Source organism: Methylosinus sporium, assembly GCF_003113265.1.
Taxonomy (GTDB): Bacteria; Pseudomonadota; Alphaproteobacteria; order Rhizobiales; family Beijerinckiaceae; genus Methylosinus; species Methylosinus sporium.
The window spans coordinates 21,536-46,195 of sequence record NZ_PUIV01000009.1 but is presented as its reverse complement, the minus strand read 5'-3'; the positions used below and the strand labels follow the sequence as shown (position 1 = coordinate 46,195).

Genomic DNA, 24,660 nt, shown 5'->3' with positions numbered 1-24,660 from the left:
ATGACTAATTCGTTAATCGAATTTCCATCGGGAGAGACGGCGTCATGGGATTCTTCGTCGGGCTGATCATCACGATGGGATGCATGTTCGGAGGCTTCGCCGCGCTCGGCGGCCATTTGATCGTGCTGTGGCAGCCTTGGGAGTTCGTGATCATCATGGGCTCCTCGCTCGGCACTTTCGTCGTCGCCAATCCGACCAAAGTCATCATGGACACCGGCAAGGCGCTCGGCCAGGCCATCCTCGACAAGGGCCCCAAGCATCGCGACTTCCTCGACATCCTCGGTCTTCTGCACGCGCTGATGCGCGAATTGCGCAGCAAGCCGCGCAACGAGGTCGAGGCGCATGTCGACAATCCGGCCGAATCGAAGATTTTCACCGCTTTTCCGAAGGTGCTCGCCAATAAGGAGATGACCACCTTCATCTGCGACTACTGCCGGCTCTTCATCATCGGCAATGTCCGCACCTTCGAGATCGAGGCGCTGATGGACGAGGAGATCGCCGCCATCCGCTATGATCGGCTGAAGCCCTATCATGCGCTCACCTCGGTCGGCGACGGCCTGCCGGCGCTCGGCATCGTCGCGGCGGTGCTCGGCGTCATCAAGGCGATGGGCGCGCTGGATCAATCGCCGGAGCTGCTCGGCGGCCTCATCGGCGCCGCCATGGTCGGCACATTCGCCGGAATTTTCGTGTCCTACGGCATTGTCACGCCGCTCGCCTTCAAGGTGAAGGTGGCGCGCAGCAAGGAATGCCACCTCTATGTCATCGTCAAGCAGACGCTGCTCGCCTTCATGAACGGCGCCATGCCGCAAGTCGCTGTCGAGCACGGACGTAAATCCATTCCCTCTCACGAGCGTCCTTCGATCGACGAGGTCGAGAACGAGACGCTTTCGGGCGGCGCCGCCGAGGCGGCGTGATAGGCATGAGCATGAATGGCGCCGTCGATTTCGCCTCGCAAGGAGTGAAGGAGCGTCTGCTCTCGGGCGGCGGACCATCGCTCGATCGTATGCCGCTTCTGCGCGCGGTGTTCGACGCGATGGCGACGCAAGTGCAGGAGTCGATGCGCGGCCTCGCCGAAGGCGCGATGCAATTCGCCGTCGAGACCGTGACGGTCGTGCGGGCGAGCGACATCGCGATCGAATGCGAGCGCGTGGCGCTCGCCGCGGCCTATGTCGTTGCCGCCGACTCGGACGCCAAGGCGACGATCGGCGCGGACCGTCGCTTCGTCTTCACGCTGCTCGAAGGATTGTTCGGCTCGGATGGCTCCGAGCCGGCTTACGAGGCGGAGCGCGAGCTCACTGCGATCGAGACGCGCGTCGGCGGACTGGCCTTTGCGCGGGTGACGAATTCGCTTCAGGCGGCTTTCGCTTCATTGGTCGGGGTGAATTTCGCGCTCGAATCTGCGGAGAATCGTCCCGAGCCCGCAGGGGGCGCGCACAAAAGCGGCTTTTGCGTCGTCTGCCGTTGCCGCTTGCGCGCCTTTGGAACGGAAGGCGCGCTGTTCGTCGCCCTGCCGCAGGCCGCGCTCGATCCCTTGCGGCGCGCATTGTCGCAGGAGGCGTCGACCTCTGCGCCCTCGAGCGCCGATCCGCTTTGGGCGAAGCAGATGAAGGAGCGCGTCACCCAGACCGAGGTGACGCTGAGCGCGGTGATGGAAAAGACCGATATCACGCTCGCCGATGTGGCGCGTTTCGATGTCGGGCAGGTCATCGAGCTGCCCGTGTCGCCGACGGGCCTCGTCGCGCTGATGTGCGAAGGGCAGTCGCTGTTCTGGTGCGAGATCGGCCAGAAGGACGGCTCTTATACGATCCGCATCGACGATTTCGTCGATCAGCAGCAGGAATTCATCGACGACGTCCTGCGCGGCTGAGCTTCGATGCGACGGCCGCCTCGACAATGGAGAGATCGACATGGGTGAGTTCGATTTGGAGAGCTCGAAGAGCGAGGAGCTCGAGCGGCTGATCGGCGGCTCGCGCGCGATCGGCGAGGATTTGATGATGGAGGAGCGGGTGCGCGAGTCGGAGATCGACCCGCGCAGATTCGAGTCTATCCTCCGCATTCCCGTCGTCATGCAGGTGGTGATCGGCTCTGTGACCATGCCGGTCTCGAATCTTCTCAAGCTCGGGCGCGGCGCCGTCGTGCCGCTCGATCAGAAGATCGGCGAGCCGGTCGATGTCGTCGTCAACGGACGTCTCATCGCGCGCGGCGAGGTGGTGGTCGTCGAGGACGACAATACGCGCTTCGGGGTCTCGCTCACCGAGCTCATCGAGCCAGGGAGCGGCGCGCGGCGCATGTGACGGAGGCGGGAGCCCGCGATGACCAGTCTGATTGCGGCCGATGCGGGCCGCACGCTCAATGGCCCGGAGAAAGTCGCGGCGCTGTTGCTGTCGGTGGACAAGGATGTGGCGCAGCGCGTTCTGAAGCATTTCGACCAGAACGAACTGCGTCAGATCACGAAATTCGCCGCCGGCCTCGGCGCGGTCCCGGCGAGCGCCATAGAGCCGCTCATCGACGATTTCATGGCGCAGTTGGAGAGCGGCGGCTCTGAGCTTCGCGGCACGGCGGGCGAGGCGGAGAAGCTGCTCGCGGGCGTGATCCCGCCCGAGCAGATCGCCGAAATCATGTCGGATGTGCTCGGCAGCTCCAACGGCGCGGTCTGGGATCGAGTCGGCGCCGCGCCGGAAGCGGCCTTTATCGATTATCTCTCCAAGGAGCATCCGCAGACGGCGGCCTTGGCCTTGTCGCGGATCGATCCGACGCGCGCAGCCAAGGCGCTCTCGGTTCTTCCCGCCGATTTCCGTGACGACGTCATGCGTCGGATGCTCTCCTCCAAGGCGGTGACCGACGAGGCGCTGCGTCTGGTCGAGACGACCTTGCAGGAGGATCTTCTACAAAATTCCGAGCTCACAGCTTCTGCGGCGAAGAACGCCAAGCTCGCGGCCATCATCAATAAAATGGAGCGCGAGCACGCCGAAGGCTTGTTGCGCAGCCTGTCCGAGCGGCGCCCGCGCGACGCCGAAGCGCTGAAGGGCATGTTGTTCAATTTCGAGGACATCACCAAGCTCAATGTCCGCGCGCGCATGATCTTGTTCGACGCCATTCCCGCCGATCGCGTCATCATGGCGCTACGCGGCGCCGAGGTGGATGTTCGTGACTTCGTGCTCGCAGCGCTGTCGGCGCGCACGCGGCGCATGGTGGAGGCCGAGCTGGGGAGCGGGGCGACGCCGCCGCGTCGTGACATAATGGAAGCCCGCCGAATCATCGCCGACACGGTTCTGCGGCTGGCCGAGCAAGGCAAGATCGATCTTTCGAGCGCATCGTCCGAGGAGGCCGCCGAATGACGGCCTCTGAGCGATGAGCGATACGGAAGACAAGGAATCACGAACAGAAGAGGCGACAGAGAAGAAAATTCTCGACGCTTTGGAAGAGGGCAAGACGCCCGTCTCCCGCGACTTGTCGATCGCCACGCTCTTTCTCACTTTTCTGCTTTGCGCCGCTTTCGTCGTGCAGACGATCGGCTCGCGTCTGGTCGGCTCACTGGGGCTGATGCTCGGCAATGTCGGACAATTCTCGCTCGCCAACGCCGCCGACGCTTACGTGCAGTCGCAGACGGTCGTGCTGGAGACTGCGGGATTTCTCGCGCCGATTCTCGGAATGTTCATCGTCTCGGCGCTCGTCGCCGCCTTTGTCCAGGGCTCGCCGCGGCTCGTCTTCAAGCGCATCGAGCCGGATGTGTCGCGCATCTCGCCACAGGAGGGCATGAAGCGAATCTTCAGCGTCACCGGCCTCGTCGAACTCGCGAAATCCGTCGCCAAGATCGTCATCATCGCCGGCGCCGTGATATTTTCGCTCAATGTCGACCGCGGCCTCATCATCGATTCGATGCGCGTCGAGCCGGGCCAGACGCCCGGACTGCTGCTGAAGCTGGTTATTCGGCTGACGAGCGTCGTCTGCATTCCGGTGGTCCTGCTGGCGATGGCCGATTTCGCCTGGAGCCGCACGAAATGGCGCCGCGACATGCGCATGAGCCGCCAGGAGATCAAGGAAGAGTTCAAGCAGTCGGAAGGCGATCCGATGATGAAGGCGCGCCTGCGCTCCATCGCGCTCGATCGTTCGCGCAGGCGCATGATGGCGGCGGTTCCGCAGGCGACTTTCGTCATCGCCAATCCGACACATTACGCCATTGCGCTGCGCTATGTGCGCGAGGAGGGCGGCGCGCCGCTCGTCGTCGCCAAGGGAACCGATCTCATCGCGCTCAAGATCAGGGAGCTCGCCGAGGCGAATGGCGTTCCGGTGCTCGAGCGCCCGCCGCTGACGCGTGCGATGTACGATCATGTCGAGGTCGACAAGATGATTCCGACGGAATTCTATCGTCCGATCGCGGAGCTCATTCACTTTCTGCACAACACCGGCCAGGCCTCGCGTGCTGCGTCTCGCTGATCGTCGTCGCAAGTCCAGCCTGACGCAAGACCGAACGGATAATTTTCCGTTACCAAATCTGCGCGGGGCATCATGGTCGAGCCGGTCTATCTCTTCGATCTCGTCGAAAAGCAGCGGAGCTGGCTCTCCGCGCGTCAGTCGGCCGTCGCTCAAAATATCGCCAACGCCAACACGCCCGGCTACAAGGCCGTCGATGTCGCGCCCTTCTCCAAGGTTCTGGATCGTAGCGCATTGGAGCTCGCGGGCACCAATGGTCTGCATATTCAGACTGCGGCTTTCGATCCGCACGCCTCCTCGCCCAAGGAGAGCGGGAATTGGGAGACGAGCCTCTCGGGCAATTCGGTCAGCCTCGAGCAGGAGATGATGAAGGCGGGCGAAATTCGAGGCGCCTTTTCGCTCAGCACCAGCATATCGAAATCTTTCCACGGAATGTGGATGTCGACGTTGAAGGGGTAAGAGATGGATGCGCTCAAAGCCTCCATGAAAATTTCCGGGGCGGGCCTCGAGGCGCAATCCTCCCGTCTGCGCGTCGTCGCGGAGAACATGGCCAATGCGCGGTCCACGGGCGCGACCGCCGGCTCCAATCCTTATGTGCGCAAGACGGTCACTTTCGCCAATGAGCTCGATCGCGCGACCGGCGCCGAGCTCGTCCACATCGGCGCTGTCGGCGTCGATCGCACGCCGTTTCGCGTGGAGCACGATCCCGGCAATCCGGCCGCCGACAAAAACGGCAACGTCAAATTTCCGAATGTGAATATTCTCACGGAAGTCGCCGATATGCGCGAAGCCAATCGCGCTTATGAGGCCAATCTCCAGGTCATGAAGCAGGCGCGCGATCTGCTCACCATGACGATCGATCTGCTGAAGGGAAGCCAATGATCGGACTCGTTCCCGGAATCGTCGCCTCGGTCGCCTCCAATGTGGGCGTGTCCGCCTTGAGCGGAGCAACAAAGGGCGCGGCTGCGTCGTCGGTCGACGGCGCGTCTTTCGCCCAAGTGCTCGAGCAGGTCACGACGGATGTCGTCGACAAAGTGAAGTCGAGCGAAGCGGCCTCCATCGCCGGCGTGCAGGGCAAGGCTTCGGTGCAACAGGTGGTGGACGAGATCATGTCGGCCGAGCGCGCTCTGCAGACGGCGATCGCCGTGCGCGACAAGGCGGTAGGCGCCTATCAGGAAATCAGCCGTATGGCGATTTGAAAAAGGAACGGTAAGTCATGCGAGCGCTCGCCATCGCGGCAACGGGCATGAACGCCCAGCAGCAGAATATCGAAGTTCTTTCCAACAATATCGCCAATATCAATACGACGGCGTTCAAGCGCTCGCGCGCGGAGTTCACCGATCTGCTCTATCAGGCGGACCGCTTGCAGGGCGTGTCCAACCGCGGCCGCGACGCGACGATCCCGGAAGGCTCGCAGACCGGCCTCGGCGTGCGTCTCGCGGCCATTCGCAGCCTGCAGACGCAAGGGTCGCTCACGCAGACGGGCAATCAGCTCGATCTCGCATTGCAAGGCCGCGGCTGGTTTCAGATCGTCGGCCCGGACAGCGAGACGGTCTATACGCGCGCCGGCTCTTTCAGCACCAACGCCAATGGGCAATTGGTGACGGGCGACGGCTATCTGGTGACGCCGACCATCGTGGTTCCCAACAACGCCACGGCGATCACCATCAATCAATCGGGCATCGTCTCGGCGACGATCGGCGGCCAGACGACGCCGCAGCAGCTCGGTCAGCTGACGATTGCGAATTTCGCCAATGAATCCGGTCTCGAGGCGCTGGGCGGCAATCTTTTCCGGCAGACGGTCGCCTCCGGCGCGCCGGTCGTCGGCGTGCCGGGAGATCCTGGCTTCGGCACGCTCAGCCAATATTATCTCGAGAGCTCGAATGTCGATCCGGTCAAGGAACTCGTCAATCTCATCTCCGCGCAGCGCGCCTTCGAGCTCAGCTCCAAGGTGATCCAGGCGGTGGACGAGATGGAGGGCACGGTCTCGAAGGGAATCAGATGATGCGCCTTCCGCGTCTCGTCGCTTTCGCGCTGGCCGCGGCCCTTTGCGGCCACGCGCCGGTCGGCGCGCAGGAGCGTATGCTCCCCGTGCCGCTCGCCGTCATCTATCCCGGCGACGTCATTCGCGACTCCATGCTCGGCGAACGGGCTTTCGGCTTCGGCGCAGGCGCGGACGGCTCGGTCGCGGAGACGAAAGGCGCGCTCATCGGCAAAGTGGCGCGGCGCACGCTGCTGCCGGACCGGCCGATTCCGACGATCGCGGTCGACGCCCCCAAGGTCGTGACGATCAACGCCTCGGTGAAGATCGTCTTCGACGAAGGCGGCATGGTCATCATCGCTTATGGCTCTGCGCTGCAGGCCGGCTCGGTCGGCGATCTCATCCGCGTGCGCAATCAGGACAGCGGGCTCGTCGTCAATGGCCGCGTGCAGCCGGACGGCTCCATACGCGTGAGCGAGGGATGATGCGCAGATTGATCGCGGCGGTTCTGCTCGTGCTGATGAGCGCGCCGGCGCTCGCTTCGGTGCGCATCAAGGACATTACCTTTCCGCGGGGCGTGCGGGACTATCAGCTGCTCGGCTATGGTCTCGTGGTCGGTCTGCAGGGCACGGGCGACACGCTGCGCAATGCGCCTTTCACCGAGCAATCCGTGTCCTCCATGCTGGATCGCCTCGGCGTCAATGTGCGCAACAGCGCGCTGCGCACGCGCAATCTCGCCGCGGTGATGGTGACGGCGGCGCTGCCGCCCTTCGTCGGCTTCGGCTCGACGATCGATGTGACCGTGTCGGCGATGGGCGACTCCACCTCGCTGATGGGCGGCACGCTGCTGCTGACGTCGCTCACCGGCATCGACGGCAATGTCTATGCGATCGCGCAAGGGCCGATCGCGGTCTCGGGCTTCGCCGTCGGCGGCCAGAACGAGACGCTGACTCACGGCGTCGCGACGGTGGGACGCGTGCCCAATGGCGCGACGATCGAGCGCGACGCCCCGCGCCCCTCCGGCGACAATGGCGCGCTGGTGCTGGAGCTGCGCAATCCCGATTTCGAGACCGCGGTGCGCATCGCCGACGCCATCAATCGTTACACGCAAGGAAAATATCGTCAGCGGCTGGCGCGCGAGCGCGACGAGCGCAGCGTCGCGCTGACGGCGACGCGCGGCGGCGCGACGCGGCTGCTGGCGGAAATCGGCGAATTGCGCGTCGAGCCGAGCACGCCCGCGCGCGTCGTCATCGACGAGCGCACGGGCACGGTGGTGATCGGCCAGGACGTGAAGATTTCGCCGGTGGCGTTGACGCATGGCGGCCTCACCGTGCGCATCAATGAGACGCCGGAGGTCTCGCAGCCGGCGCCTTTCTCCAATGGCAGGACGACGGTCACGACCCAGACGCGCATCACCGCGACCGAGGAGGTCGGCGGCGTCGCGACGCTGGAGGGGCCGACCTTGCGCACGCTGGTGCGCGGGCTCAATCAAATCGGCCTCAAGCCGACCGGCATCATCTCGATCCTGCAGGCGATCAAGACCGCGGGCGCCCTACAGGCGGATCTCGTCATTCAATGATGTGAAATCTCAATGCGGCCGGCTGGTTCGCAAGGCGCTCTCCAGCGCCATGATCACCGGTATGATGGCGGCCTTCTCACGTTGCGCGGCGGCGTAGAGTTCGTCGCCGGCCTCCTGCTCGATCCGCTGCAGCGACTCGAGCTGACGCTCGAGGCATTCGAGCAGCGTCGCTGCGTCGACGCGCTCGAGCGTGAGCGAGAGCTCGATCTGATCGCCCATTCGGTCCTCCGCTATGCGCATGGTTTCCCCGCCTAATCTGGGAGAGAGAGGCTCCCGGCGGTAGGGGCGTCAATGCGCATGATCATGGCGCCGGCGAGCAGGCTCGCTTTCCGGCCCACCCGCCGCCGCGTTTTCGATGCGCGCCATGGCCATGCCCGTGATGAGCGGCTGCGCCTCGCGCGCGTGGATGTCCGCGCGTGATGTCATTGGAGTTCCTGAAGGGCTCGACGAAAACGCGATCGGCGCGACGCGACGCAGTGAATCGTCGAAGGCGAATTTATCGACGGCGCAAGGCTCCGCTATTGGGGGATATGCGCCGCGAGACGTGTAGATCAGGATTAGAATCAGCGCGATGTACAAAAGTCGAACGCTATCGACGTGGCCTTGCCGAGCGGAAATCGCGTAGCTTTCGAAGGAACATCGGCGCGATTGCGGATCGGCGCGACTTCAAAGATAATCGCCGAGACGCTCGAGCGTGGGCGTTCCGACCAACCGAGGGCCTCGGCCCGACCGGCGAATCTGATTGAGGCCCCTCAAAGGGAATTCGAGCGCTCTTGCCGCTCCCGCTCTCAGGCTCGCCCAAGCGAGTGAGAGAGAACAAAAATGGCAAAGAATTCTCTGATCGCCCTATTGCAAGAAAAGCTCGACGCGGCGCGCCGGGAATTGCGCTCGGCGGCCGTCGATTTCGAGGTTTCGGACGAGCAGCTGCTCGATCTGCGCGCCAGCGCGCGGCAACTTCTCCTCGAGCTCAAGGAACAGGATCGTCGGGCCGCGCAGAAAGGTCTGCTCGCCGCGTTGAAATTCTGGTGAGTCGCGGCGGGCGCGGCCGAAAATCCCTCTCATGGGCTAGTAAGCCGCCCCGACTTGCATTTAAATGCGCGACATGATCCTCGGCGACCGCGAATAATCGAAACGCTCAGTGACGATGTGCAGGCTGCCGGATCACGAGGAAACGACCATGAAGCTCAGAACCGCCGCTCTCACGCTCGCTTTCGGCGGCGCTCTTTTCGCCTCGACGCTGGCTCGCGCCGACGATCGGCTCGATCGGGCCTCCCATCACGTCGAGGAAGCGATCACTCAGGTCAAGCTGAAGGACACCGGGCTGGTCGCCTATCACGCCGATCTCGCGCTCGAAAAGGCCGAGTCCCTGCAGAAATTCCAGCCCGACGCGCATCTCGCGGCTGCGATCGACCATTTGAAAGCGGCGATCGAGGAGGCTCGCCAAAATCATCTGGCGCCCGCCGGCGATCATGTGAAGGCGGCTGACGCCGAGCTCAAGCAGGTCGCCAAGTAAGTTCGAGTCGATCTGACTTTCGAACCCTCGGCGCGGGCGCGCGTTCCACCTCCCCTCGAGGGAGGTGGAACGCGCGCCCGGGCAGGGGCGTTTCCGCCATGTCTTTGCCGTGCAAAACCGCTTCCTGAGGGAAGCGGCGGAAAGATCGTCGGCCATGCCGGCCGCGACGCTGCCGATCCAAAATGGCGGCGCGCTCGCGCTCCTCTATAGCGCCATCGTCTCATTTTCGCGCTCGCCCGGCCCGGTCGCTTTGCGCTCGATCCTCCTCTTCACGAAAAAGCTTGACAGCCTCGCTGCAGATTCTCGAAGCCTGTGCCATTTATGTCACAGAAAAGTAGATCGATGACAAATATATTACAAAATACATTAGTCTATATTTGAGGATTTAGTATAGATTATCTCGAAATAGTTCGGGTGGACTACTCAGGCTTCTTGCGTGGAACTAGGCAAAATCCGGCGCTGGCGCTCTCGCCACTATTTGATCACAACTCACCCTTAGCGCAGGTCTACTCGATAGCGCCGTCCGAGCTCGGCCGGCCGTCGGGAGAGAAACGGCATGGGGGGATAGCGCATTGAAACAATGGATCATCGGAGCGGCGATTGTTGCAGGTTCGACGACGGCGGCGTGCGAATCCTGGGCCGGGCAATCCGGGACAGGGCAATCCTGGGTGGGTAAGGCCTCTTACTACGGTTATCATGGCCGGACGGCGAGCGGAGGCCGTGTGGGGGCGCTGACGGCGGCCCATCGCAGCCTTCCCTTCGGCTCGCAGGCGCGCGTGACCAATCTCGGCAATGGCCGTTCGGTGGTCGTCACGATCAATGATCGCGGTCCTTTCGTGCGCGGAAGAGTGATCGACGTCTCGGTCCATGCCGCGCAATGTCTCGGCTTTCGATCAGCGGGCCTCGCCCGAGTGAAGGTCGAGCGCGTCGCGGGCGAGTAGGGCGCGTGATCGGAGCCGAAGCGAAGACACGCGCTATTGCCTTGGATTCCCGATCGCTCGCCGCGCGAGCGGCGCGATGACGCGTCTCTCGGGAGCGAGTTTTCGTCCCCTCGGGCGCATCCGCCGCGAGCTATGGTAAACGCGGACTTCTCAATTGGCCGCAAACACAGGAGTTTGGCTTAGGCAAATGTTAAATCGCCTCGCCTATAGAGGAGGGGTCGAGTGATCGTGAGAGTATGCGAGTAACAAAATGACCGAGACGCATCGTCCGCGTGTCAAATATGTCATCGGCCCCGATGGCAGCCCCTTGACCGTCGCGGATCTGCCGCCGCCCACGACCAAGCGCTGGGTGATACGCCGCAAGGCCGAAGTGGTCGCGGCGGTGCGCGGCGGACTGCTCTCCCTCGAGGAGGCCTGCACCCGCTACACGCTGACGGTGGACGAGTTTCTGAGCTGGCAGATGTCGATCGACCAGCATGGCCTCGCCGGTCTGCGGACCACCCGTCTGCAGCAGTACCGCATGTGATTTCGGCGCCCGGAACGGCGCTTCTATTAAAAACGAAGAGCCGGCGCGCCTCGGAAGGCGGCCGGCTCTTCGTCGTTTCAGGGCCTTTTCTCGCCGTCCGATCCGACGTCAGCTCTCGCTGTCGGCGCGGCCGCGCAAAGTCTCGGCGAGACGTCCGCGCTCGAACAGCAGCACGACGACGAGCGCGAACAGCAGCGGGATGATGAGATAGAGCAGGCGGAACACCAGGAGCGCCGTGAGCACTTTGAGCCGCGGCACATCCGGCATGGCCTTGATGAAGATGAGCTCGAATACGCCGAGTCCGCCGGGCGCATGGGAGACGAGCGCGGCCGAGAAGGACAGGAGGAAAGTGCCGAGCACGACGATATAGGGCGTGCTGCTGCCCTCCGGCAGAGCGAAATAAATAATGCCGGCGGCGCCGATCAGTTCCAGAGGCGCGGCGAACATTTGCCGTATCATGACCTCGGGCCGCGGATACATCACATGGATCTTGCCGAGATCGATCGGCTTGAAATGCATCAGCGAGCCGATGACATAGAGCGCCACGGCGCCGAGGCAGGAGAGCCCGATGATCAGCGCCGTATGCTCATTGGTGAGCATATCCGGCAACATGCCGGAGAGACGGCCGAGCAGGCTCGGCTGATAGGTCAGCAATAGGCCGGTGAGCAGCACTGTGCCCAGGCCGAAAGTGTAGGAGCACAGCACCACCAGCACAGCCACCTGGCCAGCGGTCAGGCCCTTGGTGGAATAGGCCCGGTAGCGCACCACCGCCCCAGAAAACACCGATGCGCCGATATTGTGCGACAGCGCGTAAGTGGTGAAGGAGCACAGAGAGATGAAGGTCATCGAGATGTGCTTCACGCCGAGGTGGAGCAGAGCGATGCGGTCGTACCAGGCGAGCGCCGCATAGGCGAGCAGAGAGCAGAAGCCGGCCGCGATCCAATGTGAGACCGAAATGGCCCGAAGATCGGCCCAGACCTCCTCGCCGACAGATTCGCCACGAAATTCGCCATAGAGAAGATAGAAAGAGGCGATGACCGCCGCCAACCCGACGAGGGGCCAGACATATTCCAAAATTTTTTTCATGGGGCGCTGCGAGTTCGGCGCTCCCGGTGCGGAGCGCGCGCACTCACTGGCATGGCCGCGCTGCGACCGCAAGCCTGAAAGCCGGCTGAGACTTGTCCGCCGCGCTCCGAGGATGGAGGAAGCCGCCGTGCCGGAGGCAGGCTCGACGCCCTGCGGGCGATCGAGCGTCGCCGCTCTCCCGGCCGAGGCGCAAAACCGTCACACCCGCCGTTCGACGACCATGTCGATGATCCGGTCGCCGCCGCGGTCGCGGGCCTCCTGGCCCTGCGCCTTGGTCAGCTCCTCGGCCGCATCTTTCATATGAGTCTCCGCCTCGACCAGCTGGTCCTGGAGGTCGGCGACGGAGCGCAGAAGATTGTCGCGGCGCGTGCGCGCGGCGCGCGCATAGGTCGGATAGGCGAAATGATTGGGGTCGCTGATATTGGCCCGCTGCTCCTCGTGAGCGATCTCGCGATCGAGATCGCCGGTCATACGGGTGAATTCGGCGATCATTGTCTGAAGCTGCGCCACGCGGCGCCGGCACTCTTCGGCGTGAAAACGTTTCAGCCGAACCAAGGCATCTCGCGACTTCATGACATTACTCTCCAGCACAAGTTACTAGACGATACATGCGAACTCGGTCGCTTTATCCGCGAGACGAGCGGAAATATGGCGCAAGGAGGTTGCTCGAGTGTTACTGCGCCGCGAATTCTCGTCGCTCACCAAAAAAGCGCCGTAATTTCAATCATTCCGCTCGGCTGTCGGGCGACTGCGCCCTATATGCCCGCGTGTGCGATCAGCCAGTTCGCGAATGGAGGAGGCGAAGATGAGACGCGCCCTTGCAATCATTGCGGCGGCCACTGTCGCCGCGCTTTTTTCAGCGTCGCCGACGGCGGCGGATCAGGTCGGAACGCACAAGGTCCTCATGCCGGACGATCTGCGCTTTACGGCGGCGCCGGCGTCTCTGCCGGCTGGGGCGGAGGCCGCCGTGCTCTTCGGCGATCCGACGAAAGAGGGGCTGTTCGTCATGCGGCTGAAGGCGCCGCAGGGCTATCGTATTCCGCCGCATATGCATCCGAAGGCGGAGGTAGTGTCGGTCGTCTCCGGGCGGATGCGGCTCGGCCTCGGCGCCGCCGCCGATCGCGCCAGCGTCGAGGAGCTTCCGCCGGGCGCCTTTTCGATCATGCCGCCGGGCGTGGCGCATTACGCCTTCTTCGACCAAGAGACGGTGATTCAGATCGACGGCATGGGGCCTTGGGCGATCGACTACGTCAATCCGAAGGACGATCCGCGCAATCAGATCGCGCCGGCGCAGAGGTGAGGCGGTTGTCTCCCTTGGCCGAAAGCTTATGATCGTCGCGAGAGGACTGACGAAGCTCACGCCGGCTGCTCGTCCAGCGCCTTCTCCTTGCGGTCCGCCCCGCCGAGCCGGCGATAGACGAAAGCCGGCGCCGGCAGCAGCGACTCGTTCTGCCCGAGCGTGGCGAATTCCTCGTGATGGGCCGAGCGATGGCAGGCCGGATCGGTCGCCGCCGCGTTGCCGGTGACGGCCAGCGCCTGGCAACGACAGCCGCCATAATCGACTCCGCGCTTGTCGCAGCTACGGCAGGGCTCCTGCATCCACTCCTCGCCGCGAAAGGCCTCGAAGGCCGCGCCATTGCGCCAAATCTCGGCGAGCGGACGCTCGCGCACATTGTCGAAGGAAAGGCCCGGCAGCGTCTGCGCGGCATGGCAGGGCAGGGCCTTGCCGGAGGGCGTCACCACCATGATGCTGCGGCCCCAGCCGCCCGTGCAGGCCTTGGGGCGTGAGGCGTAATGGTCGTGGATCACGAAGTCGAAATTGAGCACGCCCTGCAGGCGCTTCTTCGCCTCTTCCACAATGCCGACGGTGGCGAGGAATTTCTCGCGCGTCGGGATCAGCGCGGCGCGGTTCACTTCCGCCCAGGCGTAATATTGAATATGCGCCACCTCGAGCCGCTGCGCGCCAACCTCCACCGCGAAATCGATGATCTGCGGCAGATGGTCGATGTTCTGGCGATGGATCGGCGCATTGATGGTGAGGCCAAGGCCGAACTCCCGCGCCCAGCGCGCGACGTCACGCTTCTTGGCGACGCCGCCCTCATAGCCGGAAATATGGTCCGAGCTTTCGGGGACCACATCCTGCACCGAGACCTGCACATGATCGAGGCCGATCTCGGCGAGATGCGCCAAACGCTCGCGCGTCAGCAACACGGCGGAGGTAACGAGATTGGTGTAGAGGCCGGCGTCGACGGCGTGGGCGAGAATCTCCTCGAGATCGCGGCGAATGGTCGGCTCGCCGCCGGAGAGATGCAATTGCAGCGCGCCGATGGAGGCGGCCTGACGGAACACGTCGCCCCATTCGCCGGAAGTGAGTTCTGTATTGGCGCGCTCGAGATCGAGCGGATTGGAGCAATAGGGGCACTGTAGCGGGCAGCGATGCGTCAGCTCGGCCAGCAGTCCAGCCGGGCCGCGCTCGAAGGGCGCATAGGATTTCGCCGTCTGCGAGAGAGGAGGGGGCGAAAATGCGTCCGGCCCGTCGCGCAGCAGGCGCTTGTCGGCGAGGCCCTGCAGGAGCTTGACCACATCCGTCTGGATCACATCGACGGGCGCCGAATAGGTCTGCGCGAGACGCTGCGAAATCTCGGAGACGCTGGCGACGCCGTCGACATGGCCGAGCACGGCGAGGCCGATCGGGTCGAGCTCATAAGCGCGCTCGGGCGCGAGGATCACCTTGCGCCGCCGCACGACATCCTCGTGCAGGCGCGAATAGCGCGTGAAGGCCGGCTTCGACTCCGGCGTCACCACGAAACGCGCTTCGCTCATTCTCTCGTCCTTCACTTCTCTCCCGGCGTAAAGGCGCCCGGCGGGATGAGGCCGGTCACATAGGCCTGATGCAGCGCGTCGAGCTGCGCCCATAGCACGTCGCATTTGAAGCGCACGGCGCCGACGCAGGCTTCCTGCTCCGCCCGCGTATAGGCGTGCTGGAGAATATACGACAGAGCGAAATCGCTGTCGCGCGGCGCCTGGGCGAGGCGGCGCTTGAAATAGGCCATCACGGAATCGTCGACGAAATCGTAATTCTCGAGCATTCCGGCGATGCGCTCGCGATGGATCGCCGGCGCGAACAGCTCCGTCAGCGAGGACGCGACCGCTATGACGAGCGGCTGCTCAACGACGAAGCGCACATAGGCCTCGACGGCGAATTTGGTCGCCGGCAACGCGCCCTTGCGCGAGGTGACGTAGTCGCGCGAGAGGCCGAGTCCATCGGTGAGCACGAGCCAGCGCTCTATGCCGCCGCCTTCCTCGCCCAATCCGTCGTGATCGTGGATGCGGTGAATCCATTCGCGCCGCAATTCGCGGTCGTGGACGCGGCTCATGAAGGCGGCGTCCTTGCGCGGCACCGCCTCCTGATAGCAATAGCGGTTGAGCGCCCAGGCCTGCACCTGGCCTTTGTTCAGCTTTCCGCCATGCAGCATTTTGTGGAACGGATGCTTGTCGTGATAGCGCTCCTCGCCCACGGCGCGGATCGCGGCCTCGAAGGCCTCCTTCGACAAGGGAGGAGCGTCGTGCCACTCGGCCGTCGAGAAGTCGTTCATAGCGTCACCTCCATGCCATCCGCGCCGATCTCCCATCCGGCCGCATTCACGATCGCGCGTTCCTTCGACGATGCGTCGAGAGTCGGATTGGAGTTGTTGATGTGCACATAGATTTTGCGCGCGACGGACAGCTCCTCGAAGGCTTTCATCGAGCCGTCCTCGCCGCTCATATTCACATGGCCCATGCGCGAGCCGGTCTTGCCGAGCAATCCTTGCTCGATCATCTCGTTCTCGTGGAATAAAGTTCCATCGAAGAAGACGAGGCTCGCGCCGCGCAGACGTTCCTTCAGCGGCTCGTCGATCTTCGCGCAGCCGGGAATATAGAAGCAGCTCTTGCCCGTCGCCGTCTCGATGATCTCGACGCCGAGCGTGTCGCCCACTTGCGTGCCGAAACCCGCGACGCTCTTGTCCTCGAGCCAGAGCGCGATCTTGCCATGCACGGGAAAGGCCTTCACCGCAAGGCCAAGATCGACGCCGGCTCCACGCAGCGGGATCGCCTCGTCGAAGGGAAATTCGACGCGCGTCACCAGCTCGGGGACGAGAATATCGAAGATGCGATTGCCGGCGAGCACATTCAATATGCGCCCGGAGGAATAGATAGAGAAAGCCTGCGCCTCGCGAAGATTCAAGAGGCCGGCGACATGGTCCACGTCGCCATTGGTCAGCACGACGGATTTGATCGGGCTCGCGCGCAATCCGTCCTGCGGGCCGGGCGAGAGCTGCGGCGCCTGCGCAATCTGCTGGCGCAAATCCGGCGAGGCGTTGAGCAGCACGAAATCGACGCCATTGGCGCTGACCGCGAGCGAGGATTGCGTGCGCGCCGAAAAGCCGGGCTTGCCCTCGCGCACGGCGCGGCAATTGGCGCAATTGCAGTTCCATTGCGGGAAGCCGCCGCCGGCGCCCGATCCGAGTATTTTGATGAACATGACGCGAACCGCGACGGCGCCGCTTTTTTAAGGCGCTGTCTCTCCTCTCGAGCCGACGTTCTAGAGCGAAACGGCCTCTGTTCGAAGCGCTGTTTCGCTCCCCTCCCGATCTTTGTTTATTTTTCCCGACGCTCGCGCGTCGGAAGGCGGCTTTTTCGGCCGCGCGCCACTATGTCCAGGCGGCGGCGGAACGGCAAGCGCCAGATGGTCGCACGCCCTGCTCTAGCCGGCGGCCCGCATCGGCGGCGCGCTCGCCTGCAGCGCGCGCGAGAGGGAGTCGTAGATGCGCGGATCGTCCGATTGCGAGACGTTGAAGCGCAGATAATCGCGCGCCGTCTGGCCGAGGCTGAAGGCGTTGCCGGGTGCGAGCACGATTCCCTCCGCGAGGCAGAGCCGCGCGATCTGCGAGGCGTCGGCCTCGTCCGGCAGGCGCGCCCAGACGAACATGCCGGCCTTGGGCTCGACGAAGGGCGTGATCCCGAGCGCTTCGAGGCGGCGGATCGTCGCCGTCCTCGCCCCGGCGAGACGCGCGCGCAGCGCCTCGAGATGGCGCCGATAGCCGCCGTCCTTCAGCAGCGTCAGCGCGATCTCGGCCGAGAGGCGCGGGCTGCCGAATTGCGTGGCGAGGCCGATATCGGCGATCTGCTCGATCCAATCGGGGCGGGCGGCGATGTAGCCGCAACGCGCCGCGGCGGAGAGAGTCTTGGAGAAGCTGCCGATCTGAATGACGTTGCGAAGTCCGTCGAAAGCGGCGAGGCGAGGGGTCGGCGCGGTTTCGAAATCGGCGAAAATATCGTCCTCGACGATGATGAGGCCGGCGGGCTCGGCGAGCGCCATCAGCCGATGCGCCGTCGTCGAGGAGATGGCGGCGCCGGTCGGATTATGGACGGCGGCATTGGTGAGATAGAGGCGTGGCCGCTTTTGCGCGAGGCTTTGCGCGAAAATCTCGAGATCGGGGCCGTTCGGCGTCATCGGCACGCCGACGATGTCGGCGCGATGCGCCTGCAGCAGAGCGCGGAAGTTGAAATAGCAGGGATCGTCGATCAGCACAGTGTCGCCGGGCTCGATCAGAAAGCGGCAGACGAGGTCGATCGCCTGCGTTCCCGAGCCGGTCAGCAGAATCTGATCGGGCGCGGCGGGTATGTCCCGCTCGCCGAGGCGGCGGGCGATGAAGCCGCGCAGCGGAGCGAGGCCGAGCGGTTCGGAATAATCGGTGAGGGAGGCGGCGCTTCCCCGCGCGACGGCTTTCAGCGCCCGGCGCAGCGCCGCCTCGGGCATCCATTCGGCCGGCAGCCAGCCGCAGCCGGGGCGGAGCATTTCTTCGCCGGCCTCCAGCGATTGGCGCGACATCCAGAGCGGATCGACCTCGCGATCGAGGCGCGGGCCGATCTTGCCCAGCGCCAGCGGCGCGAGCGGCGCTGAGACATAGAAGCCGGAGCCGGGGCGGGATTTTATGACGCCCTCGGCGGCGAGCCGCTCATAGGCCTCGACCACTGTGGAGACGGAGACGCCCATCGACCGCGCCGCTTGCCGCACCGAGGGGAGGCGCGCGCCGGGCGTCAGCTGGCGCGCCGCGATCCGCTCGCGGATCGTCGTCATCACCAGCTCGATCCGTCGGGGAGGCGAGGATGTTTTGGTCAAGCGTATCGCCTTTCATCCCAGCACAGTTCACGGATACTGTCGAAACAGTTTACGAAAATTGTATCCATCTGTCTCTGGCCGAGCAAGGGGTTCTGTCCGATCCTTCGCCGATGAGGAAAGGATGTTTCGATATGGATAGGACGACGGAGGGCTGGCTGAACGGCGCGCTCGGGGTGTTGATTTTCAGCGGATCGCTGCCGGCGACGCGCGTCGCCGTCGCGGGCTTCGATCCTTTGTTTCTGACGGGCGCGCGGGCGTCGATCGCCGGGCTGATCGCGCTCTGCCTGCTGGCCCTCTTCCGCGAGAGCAGGCCGAGCCGTAGCGAGCTTCTCTCGCTCGTCGGCGTGGCTTTGGGCGTGGTGGTCGGCTTTCCGCTGCTCAGCGCGCTGGCGCTGACGCGCATGACCTCGGCCCATTCGCTCGTCTTCGTCGGGTTGCTGCCCTTGGCGACGGCGGCTTTCGGCGTGCTGCGCGGCGGCGAGCGGCCGCGGCCGGGCTTTTGGCTCTGCGCGCTCGCCGGCGGCGCGCTCGTCGCCGGCTTCGCCTGGAGGCGGGGCGACGGCGCGATCTCCTCGGGCGACCTTCTGATGCTAGGCGCGATCTTCGTCGCGGGCTTCGGCTATGCCGAAGGAGGGCTGCTGTCGCGCCGGCTCGGCGGCTGGCGGGTGATCTGCTGGGCGCTGGCGCTCTCGCTGCCGGCGATGCTCGTCTGGACCGCTGTCAGCGCGCCGGAGGGGCTGCTCGCCGCGCCGCCGCGCTCCTGGGTCGCGCTCGCCTATGTGGCGCTGTTCAGCATGTTGATCGGCTTCGTCTTCTGGTATCGCGGGCTGGCGCTGGGCGGCATCGCCGCCGTCGGGCAGCTGCAGCTGCTCCAGCCGCTGCTCGGACTCGGTCTCGCCGCTCTGTTCCTCGGCGAGACCGTGGAGCTCTCTCTCGTTTTCGTCACTGTCGGCGTCGTCGCCGCTGTGGCGGGGGCGAAGGCCCTCGCAAAATAGCCGCGTCAGGCGCCTTGCGCCTTCTCCGCCTCCTGCCGCTCCAGCTCCTTGTAGCGCTTCACGCCGAAGGGAATGGCGGCGAGATAGGCGAGGCTCGCCAGCACCAGCGTCTCCATCGGATAGATGGCGAGCAGCAGCGCCGTGACGCCGACGCAGAACAGCACGAGAATGACATATTCGCGCGGGATGCGGCCGATGCGTTTGCCGGAGAAATGCGGAATGCGGCTCGCCATCAGAAAGGCGATGGTCAGCACATAGACGATGAAGAGCGGAACCAGCGCCTTTGAGCCGGGCAGCTCGGCGACCGAGAGATGGAGATAGAGCGGCAGCAGAACCGCCACGGCGCCGGCCGGCGCCGGCATTCCGACGAAGAAGTCCGAATGCCAGGCCGGCCGGCCGGGGTCGTCCACGGTGACGTTGAAGCGGGCGAGGCGCAGCGCGCAGGCGATGGCGAAGACCAGCGCCGCGAACCAGCCGAGCCCTTTGATCTCGTGCAGCGACCAGAAATAGAGCAGAAGCGCCGGCGCGACGCCGAAATCGACGAAATCGGCGAGCGAGTCGAGCTCCGCACCGAAGCGCGACGTGCCCTTCAGCGCGCGCGCGATGCGGCCGTCGAGGCCGTCCAGCACGGCGGCGGCGATGACGGCGGTGACGGCGGTGTCGAACTTGCCTTCCGAGGCGTAGCGTATCGCGGTGAGGCCCATGGAGAGCGCCAGAAGCGTCACCAGATTGGGCAGCACCACGCGGATCGGAATGTTGCGGAAGCGCAGGCGGCGCCGTTCGGAGGGCGACAATTGCGCGTCCCGGCCCTCGGGGCCGGCGTCGAAGGACGAAGGTTCGGTCATTGGGGTGGCCTTTGTCGCGGCGACGGCTCAGCCGGCCTTGAAGCTCAGAGGGGCGGCGGTGGAGTTCACATCGGCGAGGATCGTCTCGCCGGCGATGGCGCGCGAGCCCACGGCGACGCGGGGCTTGGCGGCGGTCGGCATATAGACGTCGACGCGCGAGCCGAAACGGATGAGGCCGAAACGGTCGCCGACGCCGATCGGCTGGCCGTCCTGCACGAAGCAGACGATGCGCCGCGCCACGAGGCCCGCGATCTGCACCACGCCATAGCGGCCGGAGGGCGCGTCGATGACGACGCCGTTGCGCTCATTGTCCTCGCTCGCCTTGTCGAGATCGGCGTTGAGGAAGATGCCGGGCTTATAGGCGACTTTGCTGATGCGGCCGGTGATGGGGGCGCGATTCACATGCACGTCGAAGACGCTCATGAAGATGGAGACGCGCTGCATCGGCTCCGCGCCGAGGCCGAGCTCGGCCGGCGGCAGGAAGAAGCCGATGGAGCAGACGACGCCGTCGGCCGGAGACACCACGAGCCCCTCGCGCAAGGGCGTGAGGCGCTGCGGATCGCGGAAGAAATAGACGCACCAGGCGGTGGCGATGAAGCCCACCCAGCCGAGCGTCGAGGATACCCAGTGCAGCAGCAGAGCGGCGATGGCGAAGGCGGCGATGAAAATATAGCCTTCCGGATGGATCGGGACGAGCGATTTGCGGACCGATTCGAGGATCGACATGGATGAGAGGCTCCGAATGCGGCCCGTCGCCGCAGGCGGGGCGAGTTTTGCCATTTTGCGGCGCGAAAGTCACGCGGGCGGGGCGCCTGCGCCCTTGCCCCTGCGGCGGATTCACGACAGATAGGCGCGGTCGAAGCCCAATGGGGCCGACAGCCCCTCGGGGAGGAAACATGAAAGACAATATTCGCAACGGAACGGCTCTCGCCATAGCGGCGGTCTCTCTCGCGCTCGCCGGCGCCGTGACGACGGCCATGGCGGCGACGCCCGGCAAGGTGCAATGCATCGGCGCCAACGCCTGCAAGGGCAAGAGCGACTGCCACAGCCCCAAGAACGCCTGCAAGGGCATGAACGCCTGCAAAGGCAAGGGCTGGACCTTCGTCGAATCCGAGGACGCCTGCAAGGCCGCCGGCGGTCGTACGCTGAACTGATCGAAGCGGGGAGGGCGGCGCCCTCCCGCGCAACCTGCGCGTGCCGCGCCGGCGAGAGCTGGACAGCTGCTCGGGCGTGGTTTCAAAAGAGCGAGCCTCGGCTCGCTTTTCTCGCGTCAGCGTCCGCAGGATGCGCTAGACTCTTTTGTTTTGACGCGTTTCCAATGCCGAACCGGCGTCGACTTCGGCTGGAAGCGCTATCATTTCCCGCGCGGCCGCATCGTGCGCCGGCGCACATGCCGCATCGGCCGCGGGAGAGCGTCGCCGCCCAATGTCCCGCAAGCGCCTTCTGATTCTCGCCCATGCGCCCTCGCGCAATACGCGGCTTCTGCGCGACGCCGCGCTGGCCGGGACGCGCGAGATCGATGGCGTGGAGACGATCGTCCGGGCGCCGCTCGAAGCGACGCCCGAGGATGCGCTGGCGGCGGACGCCATCATTCTGGGGACGACCGAAAACCTCGGCTATATGAGCGGGGCGCTGAAGGATTTTTTCGACCGCAGCTATTATCCCTGCCTCGAGCGCACGCAGGGCCGACCTTACGCGCTCTATATCCGCGCCGGCAATGACGGCGCCGGCGCGCGCCGCAGCGTCGAGAGCGTCGCGACCGGCTTGCGCTGGCGCAGCGTGCAGGAGCCGCTCATCTTGCGCGGGGAATGGCGGGAGGAATTCGTCGATGCCGCCCGCGAGCTCGCAATGGCGATGGCCGCGGGGCTGGAGGCGGGGGTGTTTTGAAGGAGCCCGTGGTCGCCAATTCTGGCGCGCGGCTATCTTTCGTCGCGGGTTCCCGATATATTCGCGCATCTATTTTCGAAAGGCGCGACTTTGCGTTCGGGAGTTGTCATCGGCGGCGTCGCTGCGTCGGCGCCGTTTCCTTGCGGCGCTTTCCCCCACGGTCGATGAGCCATGGCGGAGGAAGAGCCGAGCATCGAATCTTTCGGCCACGGCCTGGGGCCGAGACGCGTGGAGAGCCCGCGCAAGCGATCGCTGCATATCGAACGCGAAGGCATAGCGAAATATGGCCACGGCCTCGGACCGCGCCCGGCGCCGCCGCCGCGGCCGGAGACGCCTGTCGGCGATTCTCTGCATCTCGCGTCGGAGCAGGCGTGGCCACTCGCCGTCGCGCTGATCGCGCTCGGCGCGATCTCGATCGGAATTTTCACGCTGGCGCAGACCATCGATCGCCAAATCTGCTCTGCCGATCCGCGGCGCGATTGCGAGCGCGGCAGCGATGCCGGCGGAGGTGGCGGCGGAGGCGGGAGCGGTGCAGGCGGGTCGGGCTTCCACGCTCATTACGGCGGATTCGGGGGGAGCGGCGGCTTCTATTCGGGCGGCTCGTGAGGCAGCGTCGCATCGCGGCGCGGCTATCTTTCGGTCATTCGCTTTGCTAACCTCGCGGCGAGACATTTCCGAGAGGATTACATTGCCAGCAGACCTCGCCTCCGGCCTCCTGTCCTTCGCCGCCTATTTTCTCGGGACGATCGCTTATTGCGCGGCTTTCTGCGTTGTCTACACGCGGCTCACGCCGCATTGCGAATTCGACCTCATCGTCAATGCGCACAACGCCTCCGCCGCCATCGCCTTCGGCGGCAGCCTCATCGGCTTCGCCATCGCGCTCGCCGGCGCCGTGCATAATACGCAATCGGGGCTCGAATTCATCATCTGGGGCTTCGTCGCCTTCGCCACGCAGATCGTCGCCTATCTTCTCGCGCGGCTCGCGCATCCGGGGCTCTCGCAGGCGATCGAGCAGAACGCCATCGCCGCGGCGGTCTGGCTCGGCGCCGTCTCCATTTCGGCGGGCGTGCTCAGCGCCGCCTGCATGAGCCCTTGAGAGGCGCCCATGGCCGAGCCGCCCCGCAAGGAATTCGGACGCCGCGGGCTGGCCCCGCCCGTCGTCACTCATGCGCCCGAGGGGCTCCCCGGCGGCGCGAACGGGCCTTTCGGGAGCCGCAAGCGCACGATCGCCATTGCGGCGATCGCCGTCGGCTCGTTGTCGATCGGGACCTATGCGGCGATCGAATATGCGCACACCGTCGCGCTGATCGCCGCCGGCTCGCTGTCGATTGGAACTTATGCGGCGATCGAATATGCGCATGGACGCGACTGCGCCGAGGATGCCGACTGGGAGCGGCAGGAGGAATGCCGCCAGTCGCATAGCCATGGCGGCTCCGGCGGCCATTCCTCTTCGGGCGAGAGCTCGGCGGGACATGCGGGCGCGGCGTCTTCCGGCCATGCCGTTTCCTTCGGCGGCTTCGGCGCCGCCGGCCATGGCGGCGGCGGATCGTGAGACGCGAGCCATCGCCGCCGCGGCCGGACTTCGCCGAGGAGGCGAGAAAGATCGGCTTTCAATATGCGCAGGCGGATGGCGAGCCCTATTGGGACGAGAGCGCGCGCTATGTCTTTTCGATGCGCGAAATCGAGGAGGATATCGAAACCGCGACCGCCGATCTTTCCGCGCTCTGCGAGGATGTCGTCGCGCGCTTGGTGAGAGACGAGCAGGCGCTGGAGCGCTTGCGCGTTCCGCGTCACGCATGGAGCCTCATCGCCGAGAGCCATGCGCGCCGCGACGCCTCGCTCTATGGGCGTTTCGATTTCTCCTATGACGGAGAGGGGCCGCCGAAGCTGCTCGAATATAACGCCGACACGCCGACGAGCCTGTTCGAATCCGCGGTCGTGCAATGGTTCTGGCTCGAGCAGATGATCGCGCGCGGCCATTTGCCGAAAGGAGCGGATCAGTTCAATTCGCTGCATGACCGTCTGATCGCGCGCTGGCGCGAGATCGCGGGCGGCGCTCCCGTGCATTTCGCCTGCATGACGCAGAGCGTCGAGGATCGCGGCAATGTCGCCTATCTCGCCGATTGCGCGGCGCAGGCGGGCTCCTGGACGGCGCGCATCGACATGCGCGACATCGGCCTTTCCGGCGAGATTTTCGTCGATCGCTCGGGGCGGCGCGTCGAGCGACTGTTCAAGCTCTATCCTTGGGAATGGATTTTCGCCGACGCTTTCGGCAAATCGGCGGCGATGGGGGCGACGCGTTTCGTCGAGCCGCCGTGGAAGGCCATTCCCTCGAGCAAGGGATTTCTCGCTTATCTGTGGGAGGCGGCGCCCGGCCATCCCAATCTTCTGCCCTGCTTTTTCAAGGACGACGCGCGCGCATCGTCATTGACGCGATATGCGCGCAAGCCGCTCTATTCGCGCGAGGGCGCCAATGTGGCGCTCTTCGACGGCGAGACGCGTCTCGCGCATACGGACGGCGGCTATGGCGCCGAAGGCTTCGTGCTGCAGCAATTATGTCTGTTGCCGAATTTCGGTGGCCGTTATCCCGTGCTCGGCTGCTGGCTCGTCGGCGGCGCGCCGGCGGGCATGGGCGTGCGCGAGGATGTTTCGCTGGTGACGACGGATCGCTCGCGCTTTTTGCCGCATGTGATCATCGATTGACGCTCGC

34 protein-coding genes are annotated in these 24,660 nt (G+C 64.9%); 24 read left to right on the top strand and 10 right to left on the bottom strand.

The annotated features are described in order from the left end of the window. Positions 1 to 44: 44 nt before the first annotated feature. From motA to flgI, 11 genes are all read left to right on the top strand, one after another. Positions 45 to 914, top strand: coding sequence for a flagellar motor stator protein MotA (motA, locus tag C5689_RS08380; protein WP_108916820.1), 870 nt, complete (start codon positions 45 to 47; stop codon positions 912 to 914). Positions 915 to 919: 5 nt separating this feature from the next. Next, a complete protein-coding gene (locus tag C5689_RS08375) occupies positions 920 to 1,867 on the top strand; it encodes a flagellar motor switch protein FliM (protein ID WP_108916819.1) in 948 nt (315 codons plus the stop codon). A gap of 124 nt (positions 1,868 to 1,991) precedes the next feature. Further along, positions 1,992 to 2,294 carry a flagellar motor switch protein FliN gene (fliN, locus tag C5689_RS08370; RefSeq protein ID WP_244594639.1) on the top strand — a complete coding sequence of 101 codons (303 nt, stop codon included), beginning with the start codon at positions 1,992 to 1,994 and terminating at the stop codon, positions 2,292 to 2,294. Positions 2,295 to 2,312: 18 nt separating this feature from the next. Next, positions 2,313 to 3,338, top strand: a complete 1,026-nt coding sequence (locus tag C5689_RS08365; RefSeq protein ID WP_108916817.1) for a flagellar motor switch protein FliG — start codon at positions 2,313 to 2,315, stop codon at positions 3,336 to 3,338. 13 nt (positions 3,339 to 3,351) lie between these two features. Continuing rightward, positions 3,352 to 4,437 carry an EscU/YscU/HrcU family type III secretion system export apparatus switch protein gene (locus tag C5689_RS08360; protein WP_108916816.1) on the top strand — a complete coding sequence of 362 codons (1,086 nt, stop codon included), beginning with the start codon at positions 3,352 to 3,354 and terminating at the stop codon, positions 4,435 to 4,437. A gap of 72 nt (positions 4,438 to 4,509) precedes the next feature. Continuing rightward, the gene (gene flgB / locus C5689_RS08355; RefSeq protein WP_108916815.1) at positions 4,510 to 4,893 is read left to right on the top strand and encodes a flagellar basal body rod protein FlgB; all 384 of its coding nucleotides are present in this window, start codon (positions 4,510 to 4,512) and stop codon (positions 4,891 to 4,893) included. 3 nt (positions 4,894 to 4,896) lie between these two features. Beyond that, positions 4,897 to 5,316 carry a flagellar basal body rod protein FlgC gene (gene flgC, locus C5689_RS08350; RefSeq protein ID WP_108916814.1) on the top strand — a complete coding sequence of 140 codons (420 nt, stop codon included), beginning with the start codon at positions 4,897 to 4,899 and terminating at the stop codon, positions 5,314 to 5,316. After that, the gene (gene fliE / locus C5689_RS08345; RefSeq protein ID WP_108916813.1) at positions 5,313 to 5,633 is read left to right on the top strand and encodes a flagellar hook-basal body complex protein FliE; all 321 of its coding nucleotides are present in this window, start codon (positions 5,313 to 5,315) and stop codon (positions 5,631 to 5,633) included. Before flgC ends, fliE begins: the two co-directional genes overlap by 4 nt. Before the next feature lie 17 nt (positions 5,634 to 5,650). Further along, positions 5,651 to 6,439 (top strand): flagellar basal-body rod protein FlgG, encoded by a 789-nt coding sequence (gene flgG, locus C5689_RS08340; RefSeq protein ID WP_108916812.1) that lies wholly within the window; start codon positions 5,651 to 5,653, stop codon positions 6,437 to 6,439. Then, on the top strand, positions 6,436 to 6,900 hold the full coding sequence (flgA, locus tag C5689_RS08335; RefSeq protein ID WP_108916811.1) for a flagellar basal body P-ring formation chaperone FlgA: 465 nt from the start codon (positions 6,436 to 6,438) through the stop codon (positions 6,898 to 6,900). Before flgG ends, flgA begins: the two co-directional genes overlap by 4 nt. Beyond that, a complete protein-coding gene (gene flgI / locus C5689_RS08330) occupies positions 6,897 to 7,994 on the top strand; it encodes a flagellar basal body P-ring protein FlgI (RefSeq protein ID WP_108916810.1) in 1,098 nt (365 codons plus the stop codon). The genes flgA and flgI overlap by 4 nt, the downstream gene beginning before the upstream one ends. Positions 7,995 to 8,003: 9 nt before the next feature. On the opposite strand, the gene C5689_RS08325 is transcribed toward flgI, so the two are convergent. Both C5689_RS08325 and C5689_RS08320 read right to left on the bottom strand, forming a co-directional pair. Beyond that, complete coding sequence (locus tag C5689_RS08325; protein ID WP_108916809.1) at positions 8,004 to 8,213, bottom strand: hypothetical protein; 210 nt, start codon at positions 8,211 to 8,213, stop codon at positions 8,004 to 8,006. A 69-nt stretch (positions 8,214 to 8,282) separates the two neighbouring features. Further along, a complete protein-coding gene (locus C5689_RS08320) occupies positions 8,283 to 8,573 on the bottom strand; it encodes a hypothetical protein (protein WP_108916808.1) in 291 nt (96 codons plus the stop codon). A 243-nt stretch (positions 8,574 to 8,816) separates the two neighbouring features. Between C5689_RS08320 and C5689_RS08315 the strand changes: the two genes are divergently transcribed. The 5 genes from C5689_RS08315 to sciP all read left to right on the top strand — a co-directional run bounded on the left by C5689_RS08315 (position 8,817) and on the right by sciP (position 10,974). Next, on the top strand, positions 8,817 to 9,023 hold the full coding sequence (locus C5689_RS08315) for a hypothetical protein (protein ID WP_108916807.1): 207 nt from the start codon (positions 8,817 to 8,819) through the stop codon (positions 9,021 to 9,023). Between the two features lie 148 nt (positions 9,024 to 9,171). Next, on the top strand, positions 9,172 to 9,507 hold the full coding sequence (gene smbP, locus C5689_RS08310; protein WP_244594633.1) for a small metal-binding protein SmbP: 336 nt from the start codon (positions 9,172 to 9,174) through the stop codon (positions 9,505 to 9,507). A gap of 64 nt (positions 9,508 to 9,571) precedes the next feature. Next, a complete protein-coding gene (locus C5689_RS18190) occupies positions 9,572 to 9,853 on the top strand; it encodes a hypothetical protein (protein WP_146188360.1) in 282 nt (93 codons plus the stop codon). A 226-nt stretch (positions 9,854 to 10,079) separates the two neighbouring features. Further along, entirely contained in the window at positions 10,080 to 10,448 is a 369-nt protein-coding gene (locus tag C5689_RS08305; protein ID WP_108916805.1) for a septal ring lytic transglycosylase RlpA family protein, read from the top strand. 250 nt (positions 10,449 to 10,698) lie between these two features. After that, complete coding sequence (gene sciP / locus C5689_RS08300; protein WP_018264629.1) at positions 10,699 to 10,974, top strand: CtrA inhibitor SciP; 276 nt, start codon at positions 10,699 to 10,701, stop codon at positions 10,972 to 10,974. 108 nt (positions 10,975 to 11,082) lie between these two features. Here sciP and C5689_RS08295 read toward each other — a convergent pair whose 3' ends face one another. Both C5689_RS08295 and C5689_RS08290 read right to left on the bottom strand, forming a co-directional pair. Then, on the bottom strand, positions 11,083 to 12,060 hold the full coding sequence (locus tag C5689_RS08295) for a putative bifunctional lysylphosphatidylglycerol flippase/synthetase (protein WP_108916804.1): 978 nt from the start codon (positions 12,058 to 12,060) through the stop codon (positions 11,083 to 11,085). Between the two features lie 198 nt (positions 12,061 to 12,258). After that, positions 12,259 to 12,633: a flagellar export protein FliJ gene (locus tag C5689_RS08290; RefSeq protein ID WP_108916803.1), complete on the bottom strand. Its 375-nt coding sequence runs from the start codon at positions 12,631 to 12,633 to the stop codon at positions 12,259 to 12,261. A 232-nt stretch (positions 12,634 to 12,865) separates the two neighbouring features. On the opposite strand from C5689_RS08290, the gene C5689_RS08285 reads away from it, so the two are divergent. Next, on the top strand, positions 12,866 to 13,360 hold the full coding sequence (locus tag C5689_RS08285) for a cupin domain-containing protein (protein ID WP_108916880.1): 495 nt from the start codon (positions 12,866 to 12,868) through the stop codon (positions 13,358 to 13,360). Positions 13,361 to 13,416: 56 nt separating this feature from the next. Here the strand turns inward: C5689_RS08285 and pqqE are convergent, their stop codons facing one another. The 4 genes from pqqE to C5689_RS08265 all read right to left on the bottom strand — a co-directional run bounded on the left by pqqE (position 13,417) and on the right by C5689_RS08265 (position 18,181). Then, positions 13,417 to 14,883, bottom strand: coding sequence for a pyrroloquinoline quinone biosynthesis protein PqqE (gene pqqE / locus C5689_RS08280; RefSeq protein WP_108916879.1), 1,467 nt, complete (start codon positions 14,881 to 14,883; stop codon positions 13,417 to 13,419). Between the two features lie 11 nt (positions 14,884 to 14,894). Then, positions 14,895 to 15,656, bottom strand: a complete 762-nt coding sequence (gene pqqC, locus C5689_RS08275) for a pyrroloquinoline-quinone synthase PqqC (RefSeq protein ID WP_024879154.1) — start codon at positions 15,654 to 15,656, stop codon at positions 14,895 to 14,897. After that, the gene (gene pqqB, locus C5689_RS08270) at positions 15,653 to 16,582 is read right to left on the bottom strand and encodes a pyrroloquinoline quinone biosynthesis protein PqqB (protein ID WP_108916802.1); all 930 of its coding nucleotides are present in this window, start codon (positions 16,580 to 16,582) and stop codon (positions 15,653 to 15,655) included. The genes pqqC and pqqB overlap by 4 nt, the downstream gene beginning before the upstream one ends. Before the next feature lie 222 nt (positions 16,583 to 16,804). Then, a complete protein-coding gene (locus C5689_RS08265) occupies positions 16,805 to 18,181 on the bottom strand; it encodes an aminotransferase-like domain-containing protein (RefSeq protein ID WP_108916801.1) in 1,377 nt (458 codons plus the stop codon). A 173-nt stretch (positions 18,182 to 18,354) separates the two neighbouring features. On the opposite strand from C5689_RS08265, the gene C5689_RS08260 reads away from it, so the two are divergent. Continuing rightward, on the top strand, positions 18,355 to 19,218 hold the full coding sequence (locus C5689_RS08260) for a DMT family transporter (protein WP_108916800.1): 864 nt from the start codon (positions 18,355 to 18,357) through the stop codon (positions 19,216 to 19,218). 5 nt (positions 19,219 to 19,223) lie between these two features. On the opposite strand, the gene pssA is transcribed toward C5689_RS08260, so the two are convergent. Next, positions 19,224 to 20,063: a CDP-diacylglycerol--serine O-phosphatidyltransferase gene (pssA, locus tag C5689_RS08255; protein ID WP_108916799.1), complete on the bottom strand. Its 840-nt coding sequence runs from the start codon at positions 20,061 to 20,063 to the stop codon at positions 19,224 to 19,226. A 27-nt stretch (positions 20,064 to 20,090) separates the two neighbouring features. Beyond that, a complete protein-coding gene (locus C5689_RS08250; protein WP_108916798.1) occupies positions 20,091 to 20,789 on the bottom strand; it encodes a phosphatidylserine decarboxylase in 699 nt (232 codons plus the stop codon). A 170-nt stretch (positions 20,790 to 20,959) separates the two neighbouring features. Here C5689_RS08250 and bufA2 point away from each other — a divergent pair, with 170 nt between their 5' ends. The 6 genes from bufA2 to C5689_RS08220 all read left to right on the top strand — a co-directional run bounded on the left by bufA2 (position 20,960) and on the right by C5689_RS08220 (position 24,653). Continuing rightward, complete coding sequence (bufA2, locus tag C5689_RS08245) at positions 20,960 to 21,217, top strand: BufA2 family periplasmic bufferin-type metallophore (protein ID WP_108916797.1); 258 nt, start codon at positions 20,960 to 20,962, stop codon at positions 21,215 to 21,217. Between the two features lie 271 nt (positions 21,218 to 21,488). Beyond that, positions 21,489 to 21,950 carry a flavodoxin family protein gene (locus C5689_RS08240; protein ID WP_108916796.1) on the top strand — a complete coding sequence of 154 codons (462 nt, stop codon included), beginning with the start codon at positions 21,489 to 21,491 and terminating at the stop codon, positions 21,948 to 21,950. Between the two features lie 171 nt (positions 21,951 to 22,121). Continuing rightward, complete coding sequence (locus tag C5689_RS08235; RefSeq protein WP_108916795.1) at positions 22,122 to 22,556, top strand: hypothetical protein; 435 nt, start codon at positions 22,122 to 22,124, stop codon at positions 22,554 to 22,556. Between the two features lie 82 nt (positions 22,557 to 22,638). Then, positions 22,639 to 23,046: a DUF350 domain-containing protein gene (locus tag C5689_RS08230; protein WP_108916794.1), complete on the top strand. Its 408-nt coding sequence runs from the start codon at positions 22,639 to 22,641 to the stop codon at positions 23,044 to 23,046. A 9-nt stretch (positions 23,047 to 23,055) separates the two neighbouring features. Further along, positions 23,056 to 23,502, top strand: coding sequence for a hypothetical protein (locus C5689_RS08225; protein WP_108916793.1), 447 nt, complete (start codon positions 23,056 to 23,058; stop codon positions 23,500 to 23,502). Beyond that, entirely contained in the window at positions 23,499 to 24,653 is a 1,155-nt protein-coding gene (locus C5689_RS08220) for a glutathionylspermidine synthase family protein (protein ID WP_108916792.1), read from the top strand. The genes C5689_RS08225 and C5689_RS08220 overlap by 4 nt, the downstream gene beginning before the upstream one ends. The last annotated feature ends 7 nt before the right edge of the window (positions 24,654 to 24,660 follow it).